17 protein-coding genes and 2 pseudogenes are annotated in these 18,330 nt (G+C 66.2%); 9 read left to right on the top strand and 10 right to left on the bottom strand.

All coding sequences use genetic code 11. The features are described 5' to 3' along the window. Positions 1-45 precede the first annotated feature (45 nt). Positions 46-774, bottom strand: a complete 729-nt coding sequence (locus QF050_RS06450; protein WP_308929687.1) for a hypothetical protein — start codon at positions 772-774, stop codon at positions 46-48. Between the two features lie 291 nt (positions 775-1,065). On the opposite strand from QF050_RS06450, the gene QF050_RS06445 reads away from it, so the two are divergent. Further along, the gene (locus tag QF050_RS06445) at positions 1,066-1,818 is read left to right on the top strand and encodes a GntR family transcriptional regulator (RefSeq protein ID WP_308929686.1); all 753 of its coding nucleotides are present in this window, start codon (positions 1,066-1,068) and stop codon (positions 1,816-1,818) included. A 7-nt stretch (positions 1,819-1,825) separates the two neighbouring features. Here QF050_RS06445 and QF050_RS06440 read toward each other — a convergent pair whose 3' ends face one another. Then, positions 1,826-2,284: a glucose PTS transporter subunit IIA gene (locus QF050_RS06440; RefSeq protein WP_308929685.1), complete on the bottom strand. Its 459-nt coding sequence runs from the start codon at positions 2,282-2,284 to the stop codon at positions 1,826-1,828. Then, positions 2,284-2,514 carry a PTS glucose/sucrose transporter subunit IIB gene (locus QF050_RS06435; RefSeq protein WP_308929684.1) on the bottom strand — a complete coding sequence of 77 codons (231 nt, stop codon included), beginning with the start codon at positions 2,512-2,514 and terminating at the stop codon, positions 2,284-2,286. Before QF050_RS06435 ends, QF050_RS06440 begins: the two co-directional genes overlap by 1 nt. A gap of 232 nt (positions 2,515-2,746) precedes the next feature. Here QF050_RS06435 and QF050_RS06430 point away from each other — a divergent pair, with 232 nt between their 5' ends. Genes QF050_RS06430 through QF050_RS06415 form a run of 4 tightly spaced genes read left to right on the top strand, consistent with a single transcriptional unit; the run spans position 2,747 to position 6,803 of the window. Beyond that, on the top strand, positions 2,747-3,997 hold the full coding sequence (locus tag QF050_RS06430) for a PTS transporter subunit EIIC (protein ID WP_308929683.1): 1,251 nt from the start codon (positions 2,747-2,749) through the stop codon (positions 3,995-3,997). A 43-nt stretch (positions 3,998-4,040) separates the two neighbouring features. Continuing rightward, positions 4,041-4,820 (top strand): glucosamine-6-phosphate deaminase, encoded by a 780-nt coding sequence (nagB, locus tag QF050_RS06425; RefSeq protein WP_308929682.1) that lies wholly within the window; start codon positions 4,041-4,043, stop codon positions 4,818-4,820. Further along, complete coding sequence (locus tag QF050_RS06420; protein WP_308929681.1) at positions 4,805-5,614, top strand: copper homeostasis protein CutC; 810 nt, start codon at positions 4,805-4,807, stop codon at positions 5,612-5,614. Before nagB ends, QF050_RS06420 begins: the two co-directional genes overlap by 16 nt. Continuing rightward, positions 5,604-6,803, top strand: a complete 1,200-nt coding sequence (locus tag QF050_RS06415) for an amidohydrolase family protein (protein WP_308932114.1) — start codon at positions 5,604-5,606, stop codon at positions 6,801-6,803. The genes QF050_RS06420 and QF050_RS06415 overlap by 11 nt, the downstream gene beginning before the upstream one ends. A gap of 91 nt (positions 6,804-6,894) precedes the next feature. Here QF050_RS06415 and QF050_RS06410 read toward each other — a convergent pair whose 3' ends face one another. The 5 genes from QF050_RS06410 to QF050_RS06390 all read right to left on the bottom strand — a co-directional run bounded on the left by QF050_RS06410 (position 6,895) and on the right by QF050_RS06390 (position 11,296). After that, on the bottom strand, positions 6,895-7,242 hold the full coding sequence (locus QF050_RS06410; protein WP_308929680.1) for a hypothetical protein: 348 nt from the start codon (positions 7,240-7,242) through the stop codon (positions 6,895-6,897). Positions 7,243-7,457: 215 nt separating this feature from the next. After that, complete coding sequence (locus QF050_RS06405) at positions 7,458-8,285, bottom strand: MBL fold metallo-hydrolase (protein ID WP_308929679.1); 828 nt, start codon at positions 8,283-8,285, stop codon at positions 7,458-7,460. A 149-nt stretch (positions 8,286-8,434) separates the two neighbouring features. Continuing rightward, positions 8,435-9,310, bottom strand: coding sequence for a Rieske 2Fe-2S domain-containing protein (locus QF050_RS06400; protein WP_308929678.1), 876 nt, complete (start codon positions 9,308-9,310; stop codon positions 8,435-8,437). A gap of 116 nt (positions 9,311-9,426) precedes the next feature. After that, entirely contained in the window at positions 9,427-9,726 is a 300-nt protein-coding gene (locus QF050_RS06395; RefSeq protein ID WP_308929677.1) for a putative quinol monooxygenase, read from the bottom strand. A 184-nt stretch (positions 9,727-9,910) separates the two neighbouring features. Further along, on the bottom strand, positions 9,911-11,296 hold the full coding sequence (locus tag QF050_RS06390) for a cation:dicarboxylate symporter family transporter (RefSeq protein ID WP_308929676.1): 1,386 nt from the start codon (positions 11,294-11,296) through the stop codon (positions 9,911-9,913). A gap of 239 nt (positions 11,297-11,535) precedes the next feature. Between QF050_RS06390 and QF050_RS06385 the strand changes: the two genes are divergently transcribed. Further along, the gene (locus tag QF050_RS06385; protein ID WP_308929675.1) at positions 11,536-12,573 is read left to right on the top strand and encodes a hypothetical protein; all 1,038 of its coding nucleotides are present in this window, start codon (positions 11,536-11,538) and stop codon (positions 12,571-12,573) included. Positions 12,574-12,585: 12 nt separating this feature from the next. On the opposite strand, the pseudogene QF050_RS06380 reads toward QF050_RS06385, so the two are convergent. Further along, a pseudogene (locus tag QF050_RS06380) lies at positions 12,586-13,615 on the bottom strand (Lrp/AsnC family transcriptional regulator). A gap of 130 nt (positions 13,616-13,745) precedes the next feature. Here QF050_RS06380 and QF050_RS06375 point away from each other — a divergent pair. After that, positions 13,746-14,973: pseudogene (locus QF050_RS06375) on the top strand (M20 family metallopeptidase). A 55-nt stretch (positions 14,974-15,028) separates the two neighbouring features. Beyond that, a complete protein-coding gene (locus QF050_RS06370; protein ID WP_308929674.1) occupies positions 15,029-16,318 on the top strand; it encodes an MFS transporter in 1,290 nt (429 codons plus the stop codon). Positions 16,319-16,441: 123 nt separating this feature from the next. Here the strand turns inward: QF050_RS06370 and QF050_RS06365 are convergent, their stop codons facing one another. Beyond that, positions 16,442-17,314 (bottom strand): hypothetical protein, encoded by an 873-nt coding sequence (locus QF050_RS06365; RefSeq protein WP_308929673.1) that lies wholly within the window; start codon positions 17,312-17,314, stop codon positions 16,442-16,444. Positions 17,315-17,505: 191 nt separating this feature from the next. Between QF050_RS06365 and QF050_RS06360 the strand changes: the two genes are divergently transcribed. Next, on the top strand, positions 17,506-18,306 hold the full coding sequence (locus QF050_RS06360) for a TIM barrel protein (RefSeq protein WP_308929672.1): 801 nt from the start codon (positions 17,506-17,508) through the stop codon (positions 18,304-18,306). Positions 18,307-18,330 lie beyond the last annotated feature (24 nt).

Genomic DNA, 18,330 nt, shown 5'->3' with positions numbered 1-18,330 from the left:
GGGCTTTAGGTCCCGGCCGGCACCCTCTTCCATGCCGTGCTGCGGCTACCGGGATGAAGTCGGGGAGGCCGACGACGAGGCGCCGCTGCCCGAGGACATGGTCGCCGAAGAGGTGGATGAGGCAGTCAAGGACGCCGAGCTGCTCGGCGACATGCCTGCTGAACCGGACGAGCTGGTGGAGCTGGGGCTTGACGTTGCGCCGCCCTCAGCCTTCTTCAGGACGTTGTTGATGAGGCCCTCCAGTTCCTTCTGGTCCTTGTCGCCCAGGTCGGTGCCGCTCTTGGTGGCAACCACCAGCAGGCGCCCCTGGGCGGCGGAAACCTGCATCAGCTTCTGCTGGTTATCGCCGCTGCGGGTGCTGACGGTGGCGAAGGTCTTGTCAGCATCGGTCTTCGCCTGGAGTTCCTGGCTGGAGACGTCATACTTCTGCCCAAGGGCCGACACGGAGAACTTAGCGCACTGGCTCATCTTGCCGCTGATGTCACTCAGGGTCTTGACGGCGTCCGGACCGTCGCTGCCGGACTGGGCGGACAGCGTACGCGGCTGGTTTCCTTCAGAAAGCGCGACGGCGACATCACCGTTCTCCACCTTATCCAGCAGGCCGGCGGTTGCGATGTCCTTGCAGTCCTTGGGATCAATGGTGGCCGTGCTCATCAACAGGTTGGCAATGTTGCTGCCTTGGGCCACCTGGTCCTTGGAGTACAGCTTGAGTTCATTGCCGTCGTCGTCCTTCATGCCGGAGATGAGGTTGCGCAGATCATCCTCGGAATACACCTTGGCGTCGGCAGTCTTACTTGCAGAAGCAGAAGTGGATGTGCTTGCCGTGCCCGACGGGCTGGCAGTACCGCTTCCTCCTCCCGAGCAGCCGGCCAACGCCAGCACCACCGCAGCTGCAACTCCAAGCGCAGAAACTCTTCGCATCAGGTCACCCTCCAAACTAGACAGCATGCTTACTACCGGTACTTTAGAGATTCCCATCACCGGCAGAAAGTAACCACGGATTTGGTGTGGAATAATCCGAGGAAGTGGTCCTAACCGGACCGCTCCAGACTAAGGAGGGGCTGGATGTCCGCCACACCAGGCAGCACGGCGCAGGCGGCCAACGCGCCCATCAACAACTCACAGGTCCCCAAGCATGAGCAGCTCCGGCTCATCATCCTCAAGCTTGCCAAGGAGGAACTGGAGCCCGGCGCCCGGCTTCCCAGCGAACGGACGCTCATGGATTCGTACGGTGTCAGCCGTATCACCGTGCGCGCCGCGATCGGCCGCCTGGTCAACGAAGGGCACCTGGTGCGGGTTCCGGCCAAAGGGACGTTCGTGGCGGACTCCCCCGTCCAGTCCACGTTGCACCTCGCCTCGTTCACGCAGGAGATGGAGGCGATGGGCCACGTCCCCAGCACGGTGGTGCTGGTGGCCGAACAGGTCGCAGCGCCCGAAGACACTGCAAACGCGCTCGGCCTCGCTCCGGGCGCGGAGGCATTCCACCTCAAGCGGCTCCGCCTGGCGGACGGCCGGCCGGTGAGCGTGGACGATGCCTGGTACAACCCCCAGCATGCGCCCGGACTGCTGGGCATCGACCTCACCGGCTCCGTCTACAAGGCCCTGGCTGCGCAGTTCGGCCACCAGATCGACCGGGCACGCCAAAGCGTCCGGTCCGAGGGCGCCCCGGCCGACGTCGGGGCGCTCCTCGGGACGGGAACGGGCGCGCCGGTGCTTGCGTTTGACCGCGTGTCCTATTCGGGCACCTTGGCCATCGAGCATTCGCGTTCCTGGTACCGTTCGGACCGCTACTCCCTCACCATGGAAGTCCGCCTGTAACGGCGGCTCAGCCGAGCGTAAACAGCAGTTCGCCAGCAGTTACGGTCCCGGCCTTCACAAGGGTTGCGGTGTCGGGCTTGGTATCCAGTACGACGACGGGGCTCACCATTGAGTAGCCCGCGGCCAGGGCTGCGGTGGGATCCACGTGCATGACCGGCTCGCCGGCCTCGACCACGTCCCCTTGGGCCACCAGCAATTTGAAGCCTTCGCCCTTGAGCTTGACGGTGTCGATGCCCACGTGCGTCAGCACCCCCCGGCCGGACGACTCAACCACCACGAAGGCGTGCGGCAGCATCTTGACCACTTTCCCCGCAACGGGGGACACGACGTCGAACGCCACCCCGACTGGCGGCGCCACCGCCGCGCCGGAACCCACCATCTGGCCAGCGAATACGGGGTCCGGCACATCGGCCAGCGGCACAACTGAGCCGCCGATTGGGGCATGGACCGGCAAGGACTGCGCCACTAGAGGAGGTCCTCGATGTCTTCGGCGAGCGTGTCCGCCTCGGGGCCGACAATCACCTGCACGGCGGTGCCGGCGGCCAGGACGCCGTGGGCTCCGGCGGCCTTGAGGGATGCCTCGTTCACCAGCGAGGAGTCCTTCACCTCGGTCCGCAGCCGCGTGATGCACGCTTCCACTTCCACGATGTTGGCGGCTCCGCCCAGGCCTTGGATGATTTTTTCTGCTTTGGACATGGCTGCCCTTTCTGACGGTGCCCGTACGGAGCACATCTTCCAACACCGGAGCCGGCGGCCCCGGTACGACCAATGATGGCTTCTTTTGCCACGGGCGGCCCGTCACGGAGGGGAAATTCCTTCCTTGACACCGGACCGTGGGATGAATCACACTGAACTGGTCATAACCAGACAGTACCGGCTGGAACCTGTTCTTTACAAGCCCCCACCCGAACCCCGCAGAGGTGCAACCATGTCAACATCCGAGACCACCGCCCTGGCCCCAGAGAAGAAGCCAAACAGGGCCTTCGCCACCCTTCAGCGGCTGGGCCGCTGCCTGATGCTCCCCATCGCAGTACTTCCCGCCGCAGGTATCCTGCTGCGCATCGGGCAGGCCGACCTGCTCGGTGCCATTCCCGGCTTCGAAGGCGGAGCGTCCGTCATCTCCGCCGCAGGCAACGCCGTCTTCACCTGGCTGCCGCTCATCTTCGCCGTCGGAATCGCCGTCGGCTGGGCCAAGAAGGCAGACGGCTCCACCGCACTCGCGGCGGTGGTGGGCTACATGGTGATCGACGGCGTCTTCAAGGCCATGTCCCCCCTGGTCCTGGACGGACAACTGGACCCCGCGGGAAAGCCGGCCATGATCAACTACGGCGTCCTCGCCGGAATCGTGGTGGGCCTCTTGTCCGCCGGACTGTGGCAGCGGTTCTACCGCACCAAGCTGCCTGACTTCCTTGGCTTCTTCAGCGGCCGCCGCCTGGTGCCCATCCTGACGTCCGTCACCAGCCTCCTGGCCGGCGTCGTCCTGGCCCTCCTGTACCCGCTCTTCAACGCAGGCCTTTCCGCAGTGGGCCAGGCCGTGGCGGGCAACGCGGTACTCGGCGGCGGAGTCTACGGCTTCGCCAACCGCATGCTGATCCCTGCCGGACTGCACCACATCCTGAACTCCGGTGTCTGGTTCCTCATTGGCGACTACACCGACGCTTCCGGCCACCTGGTCCGCGGCGACCTCAACCGCTTCTTCGCCGGCGACCCCACCGCGGGCACGTTCATGACCGGCTTCTTCCCCATCATGATGTTCGGCCTGCCCGCCGCAGCCCTGGCCATCTGGCGCCACGCCAAGCCCTCACAGAAGAAAATCGTGGGCGGCATCATGCTCTCCACCGCGCTCACGGCGTTCTTCACCGGCATCACGGAACCGCTCGAGTACTCCTTCATGTTCGTCGCCTTCCCGCTCTACATCGTCCACGCAGCCCTGACCGGAACCTCCATGGCCCTGGTGAACGCGCTGGGCATCCACGACGGCTTCACGTTCTCCGCCGGCCTGATCGACTTCGTCCTCAACTTCGGCAAAGCACAGAACGCGTGGATGCTGATCCCGATCGGCCTGGGCTACGCGGCCATCTACTACTTCCTCTTCTCGTTCGTCATCAAGCGCTGGAACCTGCGCACCCCAGGCCGCGAGGACGACGAGGTAACGGTGGAAACCGAAGCCGCAAAGTAGCCCCTCCAACAACAGCAACCTCCAGCCGAAAGCATTACACCGCATGGAAATCATCATTCTTCCCGCCCCCGACGACGTCGCCCGCATTGCCGCGGATGCCATCGAGGAGCAGGTCCGCCGCGGGCCGTCCGTCCTTGGACTGGCCACGGGCTCCACTCCCCTGGGCACGTACCGGGAACTCATCGACCGGCACCGGAATGGCGGGCTGAGCTTCGCCTCGGCCCAGGCCTTCCTGCTGGACGAGTACGTGGGCCTGCCTGCCGGGCATCCGCAGTCCTACCACTCGGTAATCCGGGACGAATTCACGGCAAGCGTGGACTTCGGCGCCGGAGCGGTCCACGGACTGGATGGCATGGCCCGGGATCCGCAGGCGGAGGCATCCGCGTACGAGGCCAGGATTGCAGCTGCCGGAGGGGTGGATATCCAGATCCTGGGCATCGGGACGGATGGCCATGTGGGCTTCAATGAGCCCATGTCCTCGCTCGCCTCCCGCACGCGGATCAAGACGCTCACCCGGCAGACCCGCCTTGACAACGCGCGCTTCTTTGACGCACCGGATGACGTGCCGGACCATGTTCTGACCCAAGGCCTGGGCACCATCCGGGAGGCCCGGCACCTGCTGCTGCTGGCGATGGGCGAGGCCAAGGCAGAGGCTGTGGCGGCCGCCGTCGAAGGTCCCGTCGCGGCCATCTGTCCGGCGTCGGCCCTCCAGCTGCACCCGCACGTGTCGGTACTGGTGGACGAGGCCGCGGCCTCACGGCTCGCCCACCGCGAGTATTATCAGGACACCTTCGGCCGGAAGCCGGCATGGCAGGGACTCTGAGCTTCAGGCGGGTGCCCGTGGCCGGAACCGTGCCGCAGCTGGAGTTGGCGGTGGAGAATGCCGACGGCGTCCGGCTGGCCGCCGCCGTGGGCGCGGCCCGCGTTGAACTGTGCGCCGCCCTGGCGGAGACAGAAGGCATCACGCCGAGCATCGGCACCATCGGGCAGGCGTGCGACCTTGGCCTTCCCGTCCATGTCCTGGTGCGGCCGCGGCCCGGCAACTTCACCTATGCGCCGGACGAGCTGGATGTCATTGAACGCGATGCCACCGCCGCTTTGGCAGCCGGAGCTGCGGGCGTGGTGGTTGGTGTCCTGTCCCCCGACGGCAGCCCGGATATCCCGGCGATCCGTCGCATCGTGGCGGCGGCGCGGGCCGTGAAGCCGGACGCCGAAGTCACGTTCCACCGTGCGTTCGACGCAGCCCTGGCGGCCGGCGTCGACCCGGCCGGGGCGCTCTCCCGGCTGGAGCACGCCGGGGTGGACCGGGTCCTCACCAGTGGGGGCAGCGCGGACTGCGCCGCGGGGTTGGAGATGCTGGGCAGGATTGTGCAGCAGGGACGCCGGAGTGCGCCATCGGTCCAGATCATGGCAGGCGGGGGTGTCACCCTGGCGCTGGTACCGTCGCTCCTTGAAGCGGGAGTCCATGCCGTGCACACCTCGGCGCGGCCCCGGCACGGGGGCGCTGCGGGCGGGGACCGGGCTGGAGCCGCGGACCACCGCCTGGCCGCCCGCATGGCTGCCGCTGTGGCCGCCGATGCTTTCGACGAACGAAGGACCTTGAATGATGGGCGATGAAGTTGTTATTCGCGGCCGTATAGTCACCGCCTCGCTGGATATTGCGGACGGGGTGATGGCGGCCGACGGCGGCCTGGTCACCTTCGCGGGCCCGGCGCAGGTCTTCCCCGGGGTACTTCCGCCGGAGGCACCCGACGGCCGGGTCCTGGTGCCCGGCCTGGTTGACATGCACTGCCATGGCGCCTACGGCTCGGATTTCTCCGAGGGCGATCCCGGTGGCGCCGAGCGGGCGGCACGCTACCTGCACAGCCGTGGAACCACCACGGTGGTGGCAAGCCTGGTCACCGGAAAGCCCGGGGACCTGGTCCGGAACCTTGGAATGTTGCGGGAGCTGGCAGGCCGGGGGCTGATTGCCGGCTCGCACCTGGAGGGTCCTTTCCTCTCGAGCCACCAGTGCGGTGCGCATGACCCCGGTCTGCTCCTGGAACCCGATCCGGACCTGGTGGCCCGCATGCTGGCCGCGGCAGGTCCAACGCTGGCCTCCATGACCCTGGCGGCCGAGCTGCCCGGGGCCTCCGAACTTGCCGGCCGGCTTGCGGCCAGCGGCATCATCCCGTCCCTGGGCCACACCGCAGCGGACCATGCGACGGCGGCGGCTTTCCTGGCGCGCGCGGCGGTGGCTTTGGACTCGGCCGGCAACTCCACCGGGAGGAACCGCCCAACGGTAACCCACTTGTTCAATGCCATGCCTCCGCTCCACCACCGCTCCCCCGGGCCGGTATCGGCGAGCCTCAGCGCGGCCAAGGCCGGGCAGGCGGTGGTGGAGTTGATTGCCGATGGTGTGCATCTGGCACCCGAAACAGTGAAGTTGGTGTTTGACCTTGTGGGGCCGGAGAACATCACATTGGTGACCGATTCAATGGCCGCCACCGGGCTGGAGGACGGACAGTACAAACTCGGGTCCCTCTCCGTCACGGTTGCCGGCGGCGTAGCCCGGGTTGACGCCACGGGCGCCATTGCCGGGGGTACCAGCACCCTACTGGACGTTGTCCGCTCCTGCGTGGCTGCCGGAGTTCCTTTGCGGGATGCCGTCACCTCGGCTTCGGCCGTCCCTGCATCCCTGCTGGGTCTCTCGGCGCAGGCGGGTGACCTGCGCGCCGGAATGCAGGCCGACGTCGTAGTCCTTGACCAGGACCTGAACCTGACGGCAGTGCTGCGAAGGGGCGAATGGGTCAGCGCACCCGGCTAAGGATTGGCCGTCGGCTCCAGGATGATCGTGCCCGGACGCAGCAAGATCCGCAGATCGTCACCTGCGTCGGTTGCAGATCTATTGGCGCCGCTTAGTCCTTGTCGAGTTCCTCAAGCAGCGACTTTGCCGCCTTGGCGATGTCGTCGTGGTTGTTTTGGGCGGCTCGGCTTTCGATGGCCAGTATCGCGCACCTGTGCAATCGGCGGAAATCCCCGAATGGGAAGCTGTATCGACCCTTCGTTTCGGGCGTCTTGTCGCTGTCTTCGCCCAGGTGCCAGGTGCCGTATTCCGCGTAGCCGTGCTTGTCAATGAACGCGTTTTCCTGCTTTGTGTCCGGGGCATGTTCGCTCCAGTCGTCGCGGGCATCGCGTGCGATTCTGGAGTCCTTGATCAGCTGCCGGGCGTGACGTAGTGCTGCGTCGTTCAGCTTGATGGTCATGAGTGGGACCTCCGCCCTGTCGTAGTCTTCCTGGTCCAATAGATTTCAGACTATCCAGTCTGCTTTAGGTTCTTGTCGATCGTCAGGATGTCCTCCGTTTGAGCACGCACTTTGTACATGCACTTTGTACATGCACTGCTCACTGAGAACTTTAGACCTGAACAGCATCGTAGGAGTCGCATCCAGAATGGCAGCGGCACTTCGATCGCCGCGCGCTAAACAGCGCCGGGCGCTCCCGCGGCGCGGCGGCGAAACGCGATCCGCTGCTTGTGCTCCTTCGCGGCCAGAGCCCGCAACCGGGGAACGACCCCAAAAGCCAAGGGCTGCCCATGGCCGGGCGCCAGCAGGCGGGGTCCCAGTTCGGCGAGGCGTGTGACGGAGTCCCTGGCCAGTTCCATGTTCCACGTGGTGTACCAGGGCGGCCCGGACAAGTCCGGCAGTCCCAGCAGGATCCCGCGGAAGGAGTTCAGGTTTACGGTCACAACAGCGTCGCCGGTGATGAGGATGCCGTCGCCGGCGTGCCAGTAGGCAACGTGCCCGGCGGTATGTCCCGGCGTGGGTACGACGACCCACCCTGCCAGGCCCGGCACTTCACCAGTGCGGGGAAGGGGCAGTACGAGGTCTGAAATATCCCCTGCAGCCTCGATCCTGCGACGCGCGCGTGCCGGCAGCGACCACATCAGCGGGGCTGTGATCCACCGGTCCAGCGGCATGGACCGCGCTGGAACGTATCTTCCGGCCGCCATGGGCAGCTCGGCCTGGTGAGCGTACACGGGTATCCCCCACCGCCGGGCCAACGCGCCTGCGGCGCCGGAGTGATCCGGATGGATATGGGTCAGGAAGATCGCTTCAGGTTTCAGCCCGGGCCCAAGTATCCGCTCAACGGCCGCGCGCACCGGTTCCGCGCTGCCGCCCCAGCCGCAGTCGACCAGCGCCCAGGCCGGACCGGACCGGACAAGGTAGAAGTTCGAGGCCAGAGGCCCGCTGCCGGAGGTGAGGAGCAGCAGGCCAGAGGCGATCTCCCGGGGCACAGAAACGCGCATCGTCCAGTCACACCTCCGCGTGGCGAATCAACGAATGCAGCTTCCGAGGGACACTGCAGCGTCGCCATGGTTCCACTCCGCCGGCTGCCGCCATGAGCCCAGTCTTTCGTCGTTCCAAACTGCGGAGTAGGGCCGAACGGCCTTCCCGCTCAGTCGGCACCAGGCAGGCATACCTCCACGAGTCCGTCCGTGGTGCGGGTTTCGAAAACCGGTTGGCGGGCCGTAGCAGGCCCGGCGTTGACCTCGCCGGTCCGCAGTGAAAAGGTGCTCCGGTGCCAAGGGCAGACGACGCACGGGTCCCCGCCGTCGTCCTTGATCTTGCCTTCATGGAGCGGTCCGGAAAGGTGGCTGCAGACGTCGGACAGCACGTTGACGGTATCGCCGTCGCGGTGGACCAGCAGCGGGATCCCGGCCACGTCACGCTTGTGCAGGCCGCCTTCGGGCAGGTCAGCCAGCGGCGCCAGGGGATGCCAGCCGGAGGGGAACCGGTGCGGGATTTCCTCGCTGTGGTTCACACCGGCGGCCTGCCGGTAGGTGAGATGGCCGCCCAGGAAACCGCCGGCGCTCACCGTGGCCAGCCCCAAGTACGCCAGCACCTTTCCACTGCCTTGGCTGCCCCTTGCCCGCTGGACCAGCGAGGCAAGGTAGAGCCCTGTTGCCGTCACATTGGCCGCCGCGTGCACCAACCCCACCCGCTGCTGCTGCGGGTGCAGTTGTGACCAGTCGGTGAACCCGGCCAAAGCGGACGGAAGCACGCTGGCGGTTCCAACTCCGATCAGGAGCCTGGCGGCCTTCTCACCTCCGGGGACTGCATCAAGCACGCCGGCGGAAAGCCAGGCGCCAATTGGCACCTGGACTGCGAGCGGGTGGACCGGGTGGCCGATGGGGACGCCGTGCAGGGCATCGCGGGCCCAGCGGGCCGGAATGACCTTCTTCACGGCTTTCCGGACACTTTTGGCCAGGGGATCAAGCCAGACGGCATCCTCGAGGCGGGTGATAAGTTCAAGCGCGGGCAGCGGTTTCATGTGTCCTCCTTACCCCGATTACCGTAGTCCACCCAGGCTGAACTGGTCCCTTAAAGCCGGGACTGATTTCTCGTCACGACTTTCGGGGCAGTTCAAGGAGGGCCGGCCCAACAGCCTTACTGCAGCGGCGAGCCCAACACCGTGAACCGGTGGCCGCCCATTTCCCCGGAAAGCAACGGCATGGCCTCGGCGATCGCTGCGCGCGTGCTGTCCAGCTGCAGCGATGCCTGGTGTGCCTCCGCGGACTCCCAGAGTTCGGAGACGAACACAGTGTCCGGTACGTCGTCGTTGATTCCCACCTCGTACAGCAGGCAGCCGGCTTCCTTCATCCCGGGTTTGGGCCGGAGCAGGATAGCCACGAGGGCATCCCGCTGGCCGGGTTTGGTTCCGAGCATTCCTAAATAGGCAAAAGTCATAGGGACAGTGTGCAGCATGGCCCGGACAATAGTCCCGGGGACGGCCGGCCAGGCCCGACGGCACTACGGGCGGAGTCGGCAGCACAGGCGGGGGTGACTGGACCCACCGGACCACCCCGGCGCAGCGGCCACCGGCTCCATTCGCGGCGCCTTGGTGCGTGATTTCGACGCCGGTTCCCGCCGCTTACCCTTGCGGCACCGTGGCAAGGACCGGCTGTCCTGCCGCTGCCGTCGTCGTGCCCCCACTCGCGAATTCCGTCGTGGCGTCCTGTCCGGCGAAAGCCCTCAGCATGGCCTCGCGATCGAACTGGCCCTCCCATTTGGCCACCACGAACGTTGCCACGCAGTTTCCCAACAGGTTCACCACAACACGCATGGAGTCCATCAGGCGGTCGGCGCCGAGGAGGAGCGCGACGCCGGCTACCGGGAAGATGCCCAGCGCCCCGGCCGTGGCGGACAGGGCAAGGAAGGCAGATCCGGGAACTCCTGCCATGCCCTTGGATGTCAGCATCAGGATCCCCAGGGCCGCGAGTTGCTGGCCCAGGTCAAGGTTGTAGCCGAAGGCCTGCGCCAGGAAGAGCAGGGAGATGGAGAGGTAGATGGCTGCACCGTCCAGGTTGAACGAATAGCCGGTGGGAACCACCAGGCCCGTGGTGGCGCGGGAGCAGCCGGCGTTGGTCAGCTTGGTCATGATTCGCGGCAGGACAGACTCGGTGGATGCCGTGCCCAGCGCCAGGAGGAACTCCTCCCGGGTGTACTTGAGGAACTGCCACAACGGCACGCGGGGGTACACCCATGCCACCACGAACAGCAGACCGATGAACACCGCTGCGGCGCCGTAGCAGGCAGCGATCAGCACTGCGTAGGTCCCAAGGGAATCGAGGCCGTACTGGCCGATGATGAAGGCCATGGCGCCAAACGCCCCCACCGGCGCCACGCGCATCACCCAGCCCATGATCTTGAAGAACAGTTCCAGCACGGTTTCCATCAGGGTGATCACCGGCAGGCAGCGTTCACGGCCGACGACGACGATCGCCGCACCGAAGAAGACGGCGAAACAGAGGACCTGGAGGAGGTTGTTGCTGGCGAAGGCGCCAACGACGCTGGTGGGGATGATGCCGAGCAGGAAAGTGCCGGCGTCTTTGGGCGGGGCGGTGGAGGTTTTTGCGTTGACGGCGTCCTGGGACAGGGTTGCCGGATCGATGTTGAGGCCCGCCCCGGGCTGCACCAGGTTCGCTACCACCAGCCCAAAGGCCAGGGCGAACAGAGTGGCGCCGGTGAAGTAGGCCAGGGCTTTGATGCCCACCCGGCCCACGGCCTTGACGTCACTCACCGCGGCGATTCCTGTGACGATCACCAGGAATATCAATGGCGCAATGATCATCTTGATCAGTTGGATGAAGCCGTCGCCGAGTGGGCGGAGTCCTGCGCCGAGGTCCGGCCAGAAGTGGCCGATCAGGACACCTGCCACCACCGCCACGAGGATCTGGACAAAAAGGGACGTATATAACGGCTTCCTGCGTGCATCGCGTGCCGGCGGCTGCGGCGTAGCGGGGGCGGTGATCTTCATGCTGTGGGCCTGTTCGTTGGGAAGGACACCGTACGGGAGCGGCGTCTGCTTCGGATGGCGGCGCCAAGAACGCCGCAGGGTCATCCCCAAAGTAGGGAACCCATGTTTCCGGAAAGATAAATCCGTAATGCGGAAGTATTAAAGTATTTATTCCAAACGCTGTATTATTACTCCGGCTCCAGTCCACCCGGCCGGGGCGCACCGGCGAACACGCTGCATCGGCGAACAAAGGGAACCCAATGGAAGACCGCGCGGAGGACAAGACCGGCTCAACAACCGGCTCTATGCAGGACAGCGGAACATCCGTCACGGACCCAACCTCCCGCCCGGACCGGACCGCCCACCGGCCTGGCGGCCGGACGCCGGCAGCGGAAGCCGGCCTGGCCGTCCTGCTGGGCATCGCTGCCGCGCTCGTGGGGATCGCCCCTTGGCTGCTCACCGGGGCGCGGCTTCCGCTGCAAAATCTGTGGGCCACCGACGCCCTTCCGCCGGACATGCCCGTCACGTTCCTGCCGCTGAGCCAATACCGGGGAACCACCATTGTGGCGTTGTTGACGGTGGGCGCCTCGGCGGCGGCCCTGGCCCTCCGTGTTTGGAAACCGGGCCGCCGCGGCCTCGCTACGGCCGGCGCCCTGTGCGGCGTGCTGCTGGTCCATGTCGGCGCCACCATCCAATCGTTCAGCGTACTCAACGACGGATTGGCACCCGGACCCAGCTCAGCCCTGTATTTCGCCGGCCTGCTTGGCGGCACCATCGCCGCAATAGCCGCCGGCGTCCTGGCGCTGCTGATGCTCGCGGCAAGGTCCCGCGCCGTGGCCGCCCTGGGCGTCGGCTTCATGGCCGTACCTTTCGCGTCCTGGCTTGCCGCCGCTGCCACGTTCACGGCGGGCGCGGACGCCGTCCCTGCCGCCCTCAGCATGGCCTGGCGATGGCTTCCGGCGGTCCTGGTTGGCCTGGCCCTGGCGTGGTGTGGATTCAGGCCGCCTGCCCGACTCCTCGTGTGGGGCGCCGACTTGGTACTGCTATGGCTGGTTCCGGCTCTTTTCACCAGCGTGAACTACGTCCTCGGAACCCGGGTCTACCTTGGCGACTTCCAGGAGATGGCCCTGTTGTCGCGCCAGATCCTGGCGACTACCCTGGGGCCGGCCGGCGGTGCCGGACCCAGCGTCCTGGTGGCCCTGGGCATCGGGATTGCCGGGGCACTTCTCCTCGGCGTCAGGGATAGGAAGAACCTGCGGCCGGCAAATGCACAGGACGACGACGGCACGGCGGCTTAGCGCAGCGCACCCTCACTCAGCCGCACCCACGCTCGCTTCATGCACCACGGCGCCGGTCGCCGTCGTATCTTCCCTCAGCATCCAGCCCACCCGCTTGACTGTCCGCAGCATCACCGCGCTTTCGACGATCTCGATGCCGGGCACCTTCTGCTGCAGCGCCAACTCGGCTGACATGATGTCGGCGAGCGAGTGCAGCCACATAATGATCACGAAGTTGGTGGGTCCGGTGGTCGAGGCACTAAGCCTGACGTTGCTGATGGTGCGTATCCCGGCCGCCGCCGCCTCGTGCTCGCCTGCCGGTACGTTGACGAACCACTGGCATGTCACGGGAAACGACGAATACCGCTGGGCGATTTCGCATCGGAAGGACAGGATGCCGCTTGCCAGCACCCGGTTCAGCTGGCGCTGGGTCGTGGCCGGATGGCGGCCCAGCGCGCGTGCAATTTCTGCAGCCGTGGCGCGGCCGTCCCGGGCCAGGAACGGCAGGAGGTCGAGATGGCTCTCCGGAAGCCGGCCCGTGTCCGGCGCCGGCTCGGTCCCCGCTGGCGTTCCGAGCGTCCGGAGCGCAGCCAGCTGCGACCGGCTCAGGACGTTCAGGCGCCAGTCGTCGCCGCTGCTGTGCAGGCGCGTACACAGGGCCACCTGGTACTTGGTCAAACCCCTCGATGGTCTTGAGCCTGGAGATGATCTTGTCGCTGAATTCCTCCAGCGAACGGGTGATGACGGTCAGCATCAGGTCCCGGTTGCTGGCCGCCTCTTCCACGGTGACGATCTCCGGAACGGCTGCCAGCTGGGCCGTGACGCTTTCCCGTCGGGTCATCTCGCAATCCACCGCCACATAGGCCAGGAGCATCTGCTTCGGGTCCCCGGCAAGGTGGGCAGTCACCCACGATGCTCCGCTTGACGTCAGCCGCTCCCAGCGGGCGGCCAACGTGGTGGCGTGCACGCCAAGGACCTTTGCAGCATCCGCCCAACCCAGCCGCGGGGAGGCCTGCAGGACCTGGATCAGGGCAAGATCGTCCTCGCTCAGCTCTTCTGACATTCTTCTCCCTTTGCGCGAATCCTGTTCCATGGCACTGTTCTGGGCATAATTCCAGCGGTTTGCCCGAGTGTGAATCACGCCACTCCAGAATAGTCCACAAGCCCGGATGCCAATTGCCAAGGAGTGACACGTGCCCATTACCGCTGACGCCAAGGACCTGCAGGATGACCTCATCCGCCTGCGCCACGATCTTCACCGCCAACCGGAAATCGGGCTCCAGCTCCCCCGCACCCAGGAGAAGGTCCTCCAGGCGCTGGACGGCCTCCCCTTTGAAATCACGCTGGGCAAAAACACGACGTCGGTCACCGCGGTCCTGCGCGGCGGGCACCCGGAAGGGGAGGCCGCCGGTCCCCGCGCTGCAGTCCTGCTCCGAGCCGACATGGACGGGCTGCCAGTCCAGGAGAAGACCGGCGTCGACTTCACGTCACAGGCGGACGGGGCCATGCACGCCTGCGGCCACGACCTGCACACCTCCATGCTCGTGGGAGCAGCCACCCTCCTGGCCGAAAAGAAGCACCTGCTCGGCGGCGACGTCGTCCTCATGTTCCAGCCCGGTGAGGAAGGGTTCGACGGCGCCAGCTACATGATCCGCGAAGGCGTCCTGGATGCCGCCGGAACCGCGCGTCCAGGCAGCATATGGAATGCACGTGTTCTCGTCGCTGGAACCGCACGGCACCTTCTGCACCAAGCCCGGCGTCATGCTTAGTGCGTCCGACGGGCTGGAGGTCACGGTGCTCGGCGCCGGCGGCCACGGCTCCGCCCCGCATTCGGCGAAGGACCCGGTCACGGTCGCCGCGGAGATGGTGACCGCCCTGCAGGTGATGGTCACCCGGCAGTTCAACATGTTCGATCCCGTGGTCCTGTCCGTTGGCGTGCTGCACGCCGGCACCAAACGGAACGTCATCCCCGAATCGGCCCGCATCGAGGCGACCATCCGGACATTTTCCGAGGCGTCACGCCAGAAGATGATGGACGCCGTGCCGCGCCTGCTCAAAGGGATCGCCGCGGCGCACGGGGTGGAGGTGGCCGTCGACTACCTGCAGGAATACCCGCTCACCATCACCGATGAGGACGAAACACACACCGCCGAAAAGGTGATCACCGAGCTGTTCGGCGAGCGCCGGCTCTCGCGCTGGGCAACCCCGCTGAGCGGTTCCGAAGACTTCTCCAGGGTGCTGGCCGAGGTGCCCGGTACCTTCGTGGGCCTCAGCGCCGTGGCCCCGGGCGGCGACCCGGCCACCTCACCTTTTAACCACTCACCCTACGCAACGTTCGACGACGGTGTGCTGGCTGACGGGGCCGCGCTGTACGCGGAACTCGCCATGTCACGGCTGGGCGCCCTCGCCCCGGTCTCTTAGCATCCGGCACCAGCGCCGCCAACCGCCCCCAGACCAACCGACCAGGAAGAACACCATGTCCGTCGCAGTAAGCAAGCCCCAGACTGGACGCATGTCCACCGCGAAGACCATCGTCGGCACCGGCATCGGAAACGCCGTTGAGTGGTACGACTGGGCAATCTATGCCACGTTTACCCCCTTCATCGCCAGCCAGCTCTTCAGCAAGGAAGACCCGGCGTCGGCCGTGTTGTCCACGCTGGCGATCTTCGCCGTCGGCTTCGTGGCCCGGCCCTTCGGCGGGTTCCTGTTCGGCTGGATCGGCGACCGGGTGGGCCGGAAGACTTCCATGACCTTCGCCGTCGGCCTCGCCTCGGTGGGCAGCCTGATGATCGGCGTTGCGCCCACCTTCGCCAACGTTGGAGCCTTCGCGTCCCTGATGCTCCTGGTGGCCCGGCTGGTTCAGGGCCTGGCGCACGGCGGCGAGCTGCCGTCGTCGCAAACTTATCTGTCTGAAATGGCACCCAAGGAACACCGCGGATTCTGGGCCACCCTGATCTACACCTCCGGTACGGTGGGCATCCTGTTCGGCACCTTGCTGGGGGCCGTCCTGAACATGGCGCTGAGCACCGAGGCGATGAACGCCTGGGGCTGGCGGGTTCCGTTCCTCATCGGCGCGGCCATGGGCCTGTACGCACTGATCATGCGGTCTCGGCTGCACGAAACCGAAGCGTTTGAGGGCGAGGCCGTCACGGCCAAGCGCGCGGCGATCTGGCCGCAGATTGTCCGCTACCGCAAGCAGGCGCTCCAGGTAATCGGCCTGACCGTTGGCCTGACGGTGATCTACTACATCTGGGGCGTCGTGGCACCAAGCTACGCCACCACCGCGCTGAAGATCGACCGCGGTGAGGCACTCTGGGCCGGCGTGATCGCCAATATCGTCTTCATCGCCGCGCTGCCGGTCTGGGGCAAGCTCTCCGACCGGATCGGCCGCAAGAAGGTCCTCTGGGCCGGTGCCATCGGCTCCGCCGTGCTGCACTTCCCCATGACGTGGCTGCTGAAGGACTCCGCCTGGCAGCTGGCGGTGAGCATGTCCGTGATGTTGATTTTCGTAGCAGCGAGCGCTGCGATCGTGCCCGCGGTCTACGCCGAGCTGTTCCCGACGTCGATCCGCACCGTGGGCGTGGGCGTCCCCTACTCCATCTGCGTGGCTGTTTTTGGCGGCACCGCCCCCTACCTGCAGCAGTGGCTGGGTTCCTCGCTGGGCGCGCCACAGGTGTTCAACGTCTATGCGGTGCTCCTCCTGGTGATCAGTGCGGCCTTCGTGTTCACCATCCCCGAGACGAAGGGCAAGGACCTGACGCACTAAGGCGCAGCGACTGCGAATAATCCCCCGGCGCCAAACGCGCCGGGGGATTTCCCGCTGTGCAGTGGGGCGCCCCAACCCGTGAAACACCCTGCGGCCCCTTCCGGGCCTTCCACCTATGTCACCTTAGGCGGCGACGGGCAGTACCAGGAGATAGCCCGCCGGAAGCCCACTGCTCCACCGGCGCGGCTCCCGGACCACGAACTGGGTCGCGAGCTGTTCCGGGCTAATGAGGCTGTTGGGCGCCGGCGAGGGTCCCCACTGCCCGCTGCCGTAGGGATACAGCGGATCCAGGACACGGATGCCGGTCACGGTGAAATCGGCGAACTGCCGGGGGTCGCCCAGCGACTCGAATCCGCTCATTACCCACGCATGGCGCCCGCTCCACATAACGAGCCCCACCGGCCTGCCCGTTTCGGTGATGGCGCGTGAGGCCGCGCGGAGCGCCTCGCCGTATTCGGGAACGCTGACCACCTGGTAGGGCCCCATCCCCGACTCGGTGAGCACCTGCGCCCAGCCGAAGGGATTGGCGCCATTGAACGAGTCGGACGAGCGGGCTCGGGCCATTTCCCACAGCTCGCCCTGCTGCGCCCTGTCAGCCCAGGTGCCGCCGCCCGTGTCGTCAAGGAGGTTGTGGGCCATCTGGATGCTCGCCGCCACGCACCAGTCGAAGGTGTACTGGGGCACAAAGTCACCTTCCCGGTACAGGTTGACGGCGAACGGCTGAGGAACCGGGGCTGGAGCCGGGGCCTGGGACGGAATTGGGGCCGGTGCGGTGGCCGGCGGAGAACCGGGCGCCGGTATGGGTGTGGGCCCGGATGGCGGAGCCAGGGTGCCCTCGGCGGTGGGGACAGTGCCCGGAGACGACGTTCCGGATGATGCAGCCGGTGATGCGGGTGCGGTAACTGCCTCTGGAAGGCCCGCCGTCGGCGTGCAGGCCGCGAGGAATCCAGCCAGGGCGACGAGCCAGGCCAGAAAGCGCAGACGGCCGCCGGTCATGGCCTCTCCCAACTGTTCCTGGTATGCGGGTTGCTTCCTACCAGTTTCCTGCCCGCGCCTCCCCTTGACTACCCCACCCCACGTTCCCTACACTTTTCATAAAGCAGAATCTAAATTCCACAAAGCGGAAACGGTGAAGAGCCGTGAGGCAAGGAAAGATAGATCAAAGCCCCTCCTCGGAAGGACCTACGATGACGTACACAGTGAACTGCTCCATCCTCCTCACGGAGCTGCCCCTGCTCGAGCGCCCTGCCGCCGCCAAGGCCGCAGGCTTCGACGCCGTCGAGTTCTGGTGGCCCTTCGGAACGTCAGTCCCCGGCGACGCGGAAGTTACAGAGTTCGAGAACGCCATCACGGATGCCGGCGTCCAGCTCACCGGCCTGAACTTCAACGCCGGCAACATGCCCGGCGGCGACCGCGGCCTGGTGTCCTGGAAGGGACGCTGCTCCGAATTCAAGGACAACATCGACGTCGTCGCCGGCATCGGCGAGCGCTTGGGCTGCAAGGCCTTCAACGCCCTCTACGGCAACCGGCAGGACGAGTTCACCCCTGAAGAGCAGGACGAACTTGCCGTCAAGAACCTGGCGGCGGCAGCCGAAGGTGTCGCGCGGATCGGCGGCACCGTCCTCCTCGAACCGGTCAGCGGCGCACCCAAGTACCCGCTCCTCACGGCCAACGACGCGCTCAAGGTCATCTCCCGCGTCAAGGAGGAAGCCGGCGTCGGGAACATCAAGCTCCTCGCCGACTTCTACCACCTGGCAGTCAACGGCGACGACGTCGAATCCGTCATCGAAAACCACGCCAAAGACTTCGGCCACATCCAGATCGCCGACAACCCCGGCCGCGGCGCCCCCGGCACCGGCACCCTCCCCCTCGGAGAATGGATCGCCCGCAGCCGCGAACTCGGCTACCAGGGTTACATCGGCCTCGAGTACAAGGAACCGCAGGAAACGGCCTTCAGCTGGGCCATCCGCGAACACGTCAGCCAATAACGGGGATTGAGCCAGTTGAAATCC

It is taken from the genome of Arthrobacter sp. SLBN-112, from assembly GCF_030944625.1.
GTDB lineage: Bacteria > Actinomycetota > Actinomycetes > Actinomycetales > Micrococcaceae > Arthrobacter.
The sequence above is the reverse complement of the archived record's forward strand: the minus strand, read 5'-3'. Positions and strand labels throughout refer to the sequence as shown.

Excerpts from the sequence above, each read along its gene's own strand:
- QF050_RS06395 (WP_308929677.1), bottom strand. The coding sequence starts at position 9,726 with ATGACTTTTGCCTATTTAGGAATGCTCGGAACCAAACCCGGCCAGCGG.
- QF050_RS06420 (WP_308929681.1), top strand. The coding sequence starts at position 4,805 with ATGGCAGGGACTCTGAGCTTCAGGCGGGTGCCCGTGGCCGGAACCGTG.
- QF050_RS06390 (WP_308929676.1), bottom strand. The coding sequence starts at position 11,296 with ATGAAGATCACCGCCCCCGCTACGCCGCAGCCGCCGGCACGCGATGCA.
- nagB (WP_308929682.1), top strand. The coding sequence starts at position 4,041 with ATGGAAATCATCATTCTTCCCGCCCCCGACGACGTCGCCCGCATTGCC.
- QF050_RS06365 (WP_308929673.1), bottom strand. The coding sequence starts at position 17,314 with ATGACCGGCGGCCGTCTGCGCTTTCTGGCCTGGCTCGTCGCCCTGGCT.
- QF050_RS06400 (WP_308929678.1), bottom strand. The coding sequence starts at position 9,310 with ATGAAACCGCTGCCCGCGCTTGAACTTATCACCCGCCTCGAGGATGCC.
- QF050_RS06405 (WP_308929679.1), bottom strand. The coding sequence starts at position 8,285 with ATGCGCGTTTCTGTGCCCCGGGAGATCGCCTCTGGCCTGCTGCTCCTC.
- QF050_RS06370 (WP_308929674.1), top strand. The coding sequence starts at position 15,029 with ATGTCCGTCGCAGTAAGCAAGCCCCAGACTGGACGCATGTCCACCGCG.
- QF050_RS06410 (WP_308929680.1), bottom strand. The coding sequence starts at position 7,242 with ATGACCATCAAGCTGAACGACGCAGCACTACGTCACGCCCGGCAGCTG.
- QF050_RS06430 (WP_308929683.1), top strand. The coding sequence starts at position 2,747 with ATGTCAACATCCGAGACCACCGCCCTGGCCCCAGAGAAGAAGCCAAAC.
- QF050_RS06445 (WP_308929686.1), top strand. The coding sequence starts at position 1,066 with ATGTCCGCCACACCAGGCAGCACGGCGCAGGCGGCCAACGCGCCCATC.
- QF050_RS06415 (WP_308932114.1), top strand. The coding sequence starts at position 5,604 with ATGGGCGATGAAGTTGTTATTCGCGGCCGTATAGTCACCGCCTCGCTG.
- QF050_RS06360 (WP_308929672.1), top strand. The coding sequence starts at position 17,506 with ATGACGTACACAGTGAACTGCTCCATCCTCCTCACGGAGCTGCCCCTG.
- QF050_RS06385 (WP_308929675.1), top strand. The coding sequence starts at position 11,536 with ATGGAAGACCGCGCGGAGGACAAGACCGGCTCAACAACCGGCTCTATG.
- QF050_RS06435 (WP_308929684.1), bottom strand. The coding sequence starts at position 2,514 with ATGTCCAAAGCAGAAAAAATCATCCAAGGCCTGGGCGGAGCCGCCAAC.